Below are 7,292 nucleotides of genomic sequence, written 5' to 3'. Positions count from 1 at the left end.
GTCTGCCTGCGTCCGGAATGACCGATTCTGATTGCATCCATGTGACGGGCACCCGCTAGCGTCTGCCCGCGCGCACGGGCAGACGCCATCGGCCGGTTGCGGGGCGCGGGCGATCGGGTAGAAGAAGCATCGGTCGGGCAAGATCGAGATCGTGCCGGGGACCGTCCGGCGGCTGTGAGGGAGAGAAGATCATGTCCGAAACCGAATCCGGCGCCGAGCGGGCGGCGACCGGCGATCTCGACGAGCAGGCACTGTTCTATCATCGCTATCCCAAGCACGGAAAACTGGCGATCCAGGCGACGAAACCGCTTGGCAACCAGCGCGATCTCGCTCTCGCCTATTCGCCCGGCGTCGCCGCCCCCTGCCGCGAGATCGAGCGCGATCCTTCGCTCGCAGCCGTCTATACCGGCCGCGCCAACCTCGTCGCCGTGGTCTCCAACGGCACCGCCGTGCTCGGGCTCGGCGATATCGGCCCCCTCGCCTCCAAGCCGGTGATGGAGGGCAAGGCGGTTCTGTTCAAGAAATTCGCCGACATCGACGTCTTCGACATCGAGATCGATGCCAGGGAAATCGACCATATCTGCGATGTCGTGGCGGCGTTGGAGCCGACCTTCGGCGGCATCAATCTGGAAGACATCAAGGCACCCGAGTGCTTCGAGGTCGAGGCGCGGCTGCGCGAGCGCATGGGTATCCCGGTCTTTCATGACGATCAGCACGGCACGGCGATCATCGTCGCCGCCGCGATCCGCAACGGCTTGATGCTCGCCGGCAAGAAGCTGGAAGACGCGAAGATCGTCACCTCCGGCGCCGGTGCGGCGGCGATCGCCTGCCTCAACCTCTTGGTCGAACTCGGCGCCAGGCGCGAAAACATCACCTGCACCGACATCGAGGGGGTCGTCTACGAGGGGCGCGAAAAGCGCATGGACCGCTGGATGGCGGTCTACGCCAAGAAGACCGACAAGCGCACGCTGGAGGAGGTCATCGAGGGCGCCGACGTCTTCCTCGGCCTTTCGGCTGGCGGTGTGCTCAAGCCGGACTACCTGAAGACGATGGCCGCCAAGCCGATGATCATGGCGCTCGCCAATCCGACGCCGGAGATCATGCCAAGCCTCGCCAGAGAGGTCCGGCCCGACGCGATGATCTGCACCGGGCGGTCGGATTTCCCCAATCAGGTCAACAACGTTCTCTGCTTTCCCTACATCTTCCGCGGCGCGCTCGACTGTGGGGCGACCGCCATCACCGAAGGCATGAAGACCGCCGCCGTCGACGCGATCGCTTCGCTGGCGCGCGAGGAAGTTTCGGAAGTGGCCGCCAAGGCCTACGGCTCGGATACGCCGGTGTTCGGCCCCGACTATCTGATCCCGGCGCCGTTCGATCCCCGGCTGATCCTGAAGATCGCTCCGGCCGTAGCCAAGGCCGCCGAGGCCGACGGCGTCGCCACGCGGCCCATCACCGACATGCCGGCCTATGTCGACCGGCTGAACCGCTTCGTCTTCCGCTCCGGCCTGATCATGAAGCCGATCTTCCGGATCGCCAGGGATTCGGGCAAGCGGGTGATCTTTTCCGATGGCGAGGACGAGCGGGTGCTGCGGGCCGCGCAGGTTCTGCTTGAAGAAAAGCTCTGCGCGCCGATCCTGATCGGGCGACCGAGCGTGATCGCATCGCGCCTCGAGCGCTATGGGCTGCGCATCAGGCCGGGCGAGGATTTCGAGGTGGTCAATCCGGAAGACGATCCGCGCTACCGCGACTATGTCGATCATTATTTCGGCAAGGTCGGTCGCAAGGGCGTCAATCCGGATACCGCCCGCACGATCGTGCGCACCAATACGACCGTGATCGGCGCAGTCGCCGTCTCGCGTGGCGAGGCCGATGCGCTGCTCTGCGGCCTGGAGGGCCGGTTTCCGCACCACGTCCGCGACATCAGCCAGGTCCTCGGCGTCGTAGACGGCGTCAGGAAATTCGCGGCGATGAGCATCCTCATCTCCCAGATGGGCACGAAGTTCTTCGTCGATACCTATGTCCAGCGCGATCCGTCAGCAGAGGATCTGGCGGAGATGACGATGCTCGCGGCGGCCGAAATCCGGCGCTTCGGCATCGATCCAAAGGGAGCTCTCGTTTCCCATTCGAACTTCGGTTCGGACGACACTGAGTCGACGCGGAAAATGCGCCAGGCCGTTGCGGTTCTGCGGCGGCTGGCACCGGACATCGAAGTCGACGGCGAAATGCACGGCGACGCGGCGCTCAGCGAGGCGACGCGTCAGCGCATCATGCCCGAGTCGACCCTGAAGGGCGAAGCCAACCTGCTGATCTTCCCCAGTCTCGACGCGGCGAATATCACCCTCAACGTCGTGAAGACGATGACCGATTCGCTGCATGTTGGGCCGATCCTGCTCGGCGCCGCCTCGCCCGCCCACGTCCTGACGCCGTCCGTCACCTCGCGCGGTATCGTCAACATGGCGGCGATCGCCACGGCCGAGGCGGTGCAGCGCGGCGGCTGAGGACCACGCACGCGGGAACGGCCGATCAGGAAAGGCGGGCGATGGTTCTTTCCCTGCCGATAAGTGGCAGCAGCGCGGCCAGTTCCGGCCCATGGTCGAGGCCGGTAAGTGCCAGCCGCAACGGCATGAACAGCGGCTTGCCCTTGCGCCCTGTCGCCTCTTTCACCCGGCCCGTCCATTCGCGCCAGGTCTCGGGGCCAAAGTCGCCTTCCGGCAAAAGCTCCCGTGCGGCTTCGACAAAGGCTTGGTCGTCGTAGGACAGGTCCGGCTTGTCCGCCAAATCGCCGAAAACAACGCGCGCCCATTCGGCGGCATCGGCCAGCTTCGCGCAATTGCCGCGCACGGCCTGCCAGAACATTTCGTCCCGCTCGTCCGGCACGCCCATGGCCGCCAGCCGCTCGGCGGCCACCGCGTACGACAGCGCGTGGACGATCTCGCCATTCAGCCGGTCGAGTTCGGCGGGATCGAATTTCGAGGCGGATGGCGAGACATCCTCGAAGCGCAAACGTTCGGCCAAGGCGGCGAGATCCGGCATCGCCGCGATGGAACCGGACAGCCCGACCAGAACCGCCAGCGAGGCGACGGCCATCGGCTCGTAGCCGGATTCGCGCAATGACTTGAGCGACAAGGCGCCGGTGCGTTTCGACAACCCCTCCCCGCCGATCGCGGTCAACAGATTGTGGTGACCGAAGACCGGCGCATCGAGGCCGAGTGCACGGAAGATGGCGATCTGGACGCCAGTGTTGGTGACGTGATCGTCGCCGCGAATGACATGGGTGACACCCGTTTCGCCGTCGTCGACGATCGAGGGAAGCGTGTAGAGATAGCTGCCGTCCCCGCGCATCAGGACGGGGTCGGACAACGAGCCGAGATCGACCGTCTGCGGGCCGCGAATGAGGTCGTCCCAGTGGATGTCGGTGCGCTGTGGCGCGTGCGGATCGGAGGCGAAGTTCGGCAGCAGGAACCGCCAGTGCGGACGACGCCCCTCCGCCTCGAAGACCTGCTTCTCCGCGTTCGACAGTCGCAACGCCTCGCGGCCGTAGACCGGCGGCAGATTGCGCGCCGCCAGGCGTTTGCGCTTGCGGTCCAACTCGTCCGGGGTCTCGTAGCAGGGATAGAGAAGCCCGGCCTGCTTCAGCCGCGCGGCCGCGGCGGCATAATGGTCGAGCCGTTCCGACTGACGGATTACCGCATGCGGCGCGATCCCGATCCAGGCGAGATCGGTCTCGATCATGTCGGCGAATTCCAGGCGCGAGCGCTCCGCGTCAGTGTCGTCAAAGCGCAGGACGAAACGTCCGCTATTCTTCTCGGCGAACAGCCAGTTGAACAGCGCGGTGCGCAGATTGCCGATATGGAGGTGGCCGGTGGGCGACGGGGCGAAACGAACGATGACGGTCATCGCTCTGCCCTACTGAACCCGGACGTCGCTGGCAATCGGCGGAGCCGGCGAGAGACGCCGGTCAGAACCAGCGTGATCGCCGCACAAAAGACCGCCATGAGATTGATCAGGAGTGGATAAGGAACGCCGAGATCCATCAGGATGCCGCTCAGCCCCGGCCCGAGGGCGCTTCCGAACACCATGACCGCGAGGACCAGCGAGCGAACCGCGCCGAGATGGCGCACGCCATAGATCTCGGGCCACAAGGCGCCGAAGAGCGTCGCCGCGAAACCGTTGGAGATGCCGAGAAACATCATGAAGACGAAGATCGAGCCCTCGGCGGTGAAATTGGCGGCGACCAAGGTGGCGAAGGTCATCGGAATCAAGAAGAACGGCAGCAGCCGCACGGCAGAGAAGCGGTCGATCAGCCAGCCGCAGACGAGCGCGAACACCACCGTCGTCGCCGACATCACCGCAAAGCCGGAGGCGAACAGCTCCAGCGGCCAGCCGCGCAATTCGGTCAGATAGACCTGGTGGAAGAACAACGTCGTGCCGATGAAGGACGGCGCCACGACGCCCATCGCGAGAAGATAGAAGGTCGGGCTCCGGAGAACCTGTGCGACGGTCCAGTCGGGCACATCCGATTGCGGCGCGCCGGCCGGCTCCAGCGACAGCGGATCGCGCTCACGATTGGTCAGCAGCGTGATGGCCGGCAGCGCCACGAGCAGCAAGACGATCGCGCTTGCCACCCATGCGCCCCTCCAGCCGAGCACTCCCGCGCTCATCACGAAGAGAAGCGGCAACAGCGCTTCGCCGGCCTGGAAGCCGGGGGTGACGAGCGATATCGCCCGGCCGCGATTGGCCACGAACCACCGGCCGGTGGCGGTGAAGGCCGTCTGGCTCATCATCCCCTGTCCGAACAGGCGCAACAGGTAGATCGAAAGGAGCAGAAGCGGCACCGAGGTCGACCACGACAGCACCAGAGTGGCCACGGCGAGACCGGTGATCGTGCCCGCCGCCACATGCCAGGTCCGAAACCTGTCCAGCACCCGGCCGAGAAACGGCAGCGTCGCCGCGCTGCCGAGTGTCGCCATCATGTAGATCAGGCCGAATTCGCCATTGGTGAGGTCAAACTCGCGGCGGATCTCGCCATTCGACAGCGCGATGAAGAATGTCTGGCCGAAGGACGAAAAGAAGCAGAGCAGGAAACCGCCGCCGAGCCAGCGCCCATTGCGGCCGATGAAGGAGAGGAAGGTCATGGATGGTCCGAACGGCATGGCCGGTGCGGCCCCTGCCGCAACGATCCTTTTACCTGCCATATCACCCTTCTAGGGGCTAATTCCAAGCGGATCAGGCAGCCAAGCCGACGGGCGAGCCAGTGGCCAGCAGCCAGCCGAAGAGCAGCAACCCGGCGGCGATGAGGACGACACCGAAAACGAGCTGCCGCGCGGCATAGCGCCGCTCGGGTTCCAACTCCGCCCCGAACGCATGGCGCTTCATCGCCCGAAAATAATCGCCGAACTGGAAGCTCGGCCGGTGCCCGGCGACCTTCCAGATCCGCCGCATCGCCAGGAAATAGCGCAGCAGGAACAGCGCTCCGACCGCAAGCGTGGCGGTTGCGACGGTATCGAGCGGCGGGATTTCGAACATCTCACGCACCATCCCGGAAGCGATTGGTGATCGGATAGCGGCGGTCGCGGCCGAAATTCTTGCGCGTTACTTTCACGCCCGGCGCCGATTGCCGGCGCTTGTACTCGGCGATGTAGAGAAGCCGCTCGATATGCCGCACGGTGTCCCGATCGAAGCCGCGCTCGACCAGCTCGTCGACGCCGCCATCATGCTCGACGAGATGCTGAAGGATCGCATCGAGGACCTCGTAGGGCGGCAGCGAATCCTCGTCCTTCTGATCCTCGCGCAGCTCCGCCGACGGCGGCTTGTCGATAATTCGCTCGGGAACCACGATGCCGTCCGGCCCCAGACATTCTTTCGGCCGGTACGTGTTGCGCCAGCGCGCCAGGCGAAACACCTCGGTCTTGTAGAGATCCTTGATCGGATTGAAGCCGCCATTCATGTCGCCGTAGAGCGTGGCGTAGCCGACGCTCATCTCGCTCTTGTTGCCGGTTGTGACGACCATCGAGCCGAACTTGTTGGAGATCGCCATCAGGATGGTTCCGCGCGTCCGGCTTTGCAGATTTTCCTCGGTGATGTCGGCTGGCCGGCCGGCGAACATCTCGGCCAATGCGCTGGTGAATCCCTCGACGGGATCGGCGATCGGCACGATGTCGTAGCGCACGCCGAGCGCCTCGGCACAGGCCGCCGCATCCTCCAGGCTGGTCTCGGCCGTGTAGCGATAGGGCAGCATGACACAGTGGACGCGCTCCGCGCCCAGCGCATCGACGGCGAGCGCCGCGACGATCGCCGAATCGATACCGCCGGACAGACCCAGAACGACGGATTTGAAGCCGTTCTTGTCGACATAGTCGCGCAATCCCAAGACACAGGCGCGCCATACCGCCTCGTCCGCATCCGGCATCGCAGCCGTCTCGCCGTTCTGGCAAGCCCAACCCGTGGCTCCTCTCTGCCATTCGGTGAGGTAAACGCCGGATTCCAGCCGTGGCAGCTGGAAGGCCAGGCTCCGGTCGCCATTGAAGGCGAAGGAACCGCCGTCGAAGACGAGATCGTCCTGTCCGCCGACCTGGTTGGCATAGACCAGCGGAAGGTCGGTCTCGATCACCTGGCGCAGCGCCACCTGGTGCCGCACATCCATCTTGCCGCGATAAAACGGCGAACCATTCGGCACCAACAGGATCTCGGCGCCCGATTCGGCCAGCGTCTCGCCGACGCCGAGATCGCCCCAGACGTCCTCGCAGACCGGAATGCCGAGTCTGAGGCCACGAAAATTCACCGGGCCCGGCATCTCGCCAGCCTGAAACACCCGCTTTTCGTCAAATTCGCCATAGTTCGGCAGATCCACCTTGGAGCGCCATGTGACGACGCGACCTTGATCGAGGACGGCCACGGCGTTGAACAGCCCCTCCCCGGTGCGCAGCGGACACCCGATCACCACGCCGGGGCCGCCATCCGCCGTATCTCTCGCCAGAGCCTCGACTGCTTCCAAACAGGCTTCGATGAAAGCCGGCTTGAGTACGAGATCCTCGGGCGGATAGCCGGCAATGAAGAGCTCTGTGAAAAGGATCAGGTCGGCGCCCTCGGCCGCCGCCGCGGCCCTGGCATTGCGGGCCATCGCGAGATTGCCCGCCGCATCGCCAACGGTGGGGTTCAACTGGGCGATGGCCAGCTTCAAATGGTTGTCGATAGCTTTCACGGCCTTGCCCGGCTCCCTTGCGAAATCATGCAAACGGACGAATGGCATATCCGAAACCGTCAACCGGCCTCATAACAAGCCGCGTCGGAGG

The 7,292-nt window shown here is 64.9% G+C and carries 5 protein-coding genes; 1 reads left to right on the top strand and 4 read right to left on the bottom strand.

From position 1 onward, the window contains the following. The first annotated feature begins 191 nt into the window (after window positions 1-191). Window positions 192-2,498, top strand: coding sequence for an NADP-dependent malic enzyme (locus tag VQ044_RS05715; RefSeq protein WP_327645718.1), 2,307 nt, complete (start codon window positions 192-194; stop codon window positions 2,496-2,498). Window positions 2,499-2,523: 25 nt separating this feature from the next. On the opposite strand, the gene gltX is transcribed toward VQ044_RS05715, so the two are convergent. From gltX to VQ044_RS05695, 4 genes are all read right to left on the bottom strand, one after another. Next, window positions 2,524-3,897 carry a glutamate--tRNA ligase gene (gene gltX, locus VQ044_RS05710; RefSeq protein ID WP_327645719.1) on the bottom strand — a complete coding sequence of 458 codons (1,374 nt, stop codon included), beginning with the start codon at window positions 3,895-3,897 and terminating at the stop codon, window positions 2,524-2,526. Continuing rightward, window positions 3,894-5,135 (bottom strand): MFS transporter, encoded by a 1,242-nt coding sequence (locus VQ044_RS05705; RefSeq protein ID WP_327650857.1) that lies wholly within the window; start codon window positions 5,133-5,135, stop codon window positions 3,894-3,896. The genes gltX and VQ044_RS05705 overlap by 4 nt, the downstream gene beginning before the upstream one ends. 91 nt (window positions 5,136-5,226) lie before the next feature. Next, window positions 5,227-5,526, bottom strand: a complete 300-nt coding sequence (locus VQ044_RS05700; RefSeq protein WP_327645723.1) for a hypothetical protein — start codon at window positions 5,524-5,526, stop codon at window positions 5,227-5,229. A gap of 1 nt (window position 5,527) precedes the next feature. Beyond that, the gene (locus tag VQ044_RS05695) at window positions 5,528-7,249 is read right to left on the bottom strand and encodes an NAD+ synthase (protein WP_327645724.1); all 1,722 of its coding nucleotides are present in this window, start codon (window positions 7,247-7,249) and stop codon (window positions 5,528-5,530) included. Between the last annotated feature and the right edge of the window lie 43 nt (window positions 7,250-7,292).

The organism is Aurantimonas sp. C2-5-R2, from assembly GCF_036549495.1.
Taxonomy (GTDB): domain Bacteria; phylum Pseudomonadota; class Alphaproteobacteria; order Rhizobiales; family Rhizobiaceae; genus Aurantimonas; species Aurantimonas coralicida_A.
This window is presented reverse-complemented; position numbering and strand designations above follow the sequence as displayed.

Coding starts and splice junctions, on each gene's coding strand:
- VQ044_RS05715 (WP_327645718.1), top strand. CDS start 192: ATGTCCGAAACCGAATCCGGCGCCGAGCGGGCGGCGACCGGCGATCTC.
- gltX (WP_327645719.1), bottom strand. CDS start 3,897: ATGACCGTCATCGTTCGTTTCGCCCCGTCGCCCACCGGCCACCTCCAT.
- VQ044_RS05705 (WP_327650857.1), bottom strand. CDS start 5,135: ATGACCTTCCTCTCCTTCATCGGCCGCAATGGGCGCTGGCTCGGCGGC.
- VQ044_RS05700 (WP_327645723.1), bottom strand. CDS start 5,526: ATGTTCGAAATCCCGCCGCTCGATACCGTCGCAACCGCCACGCTTGCG.
- VQ044_RS05695 (WP_327645724.1), bottom strand. CDS start 7,249: ATGCCATTCGTCCGTTTGCATGATTTCGCAAGGGAGCCGGGCAAGGCC.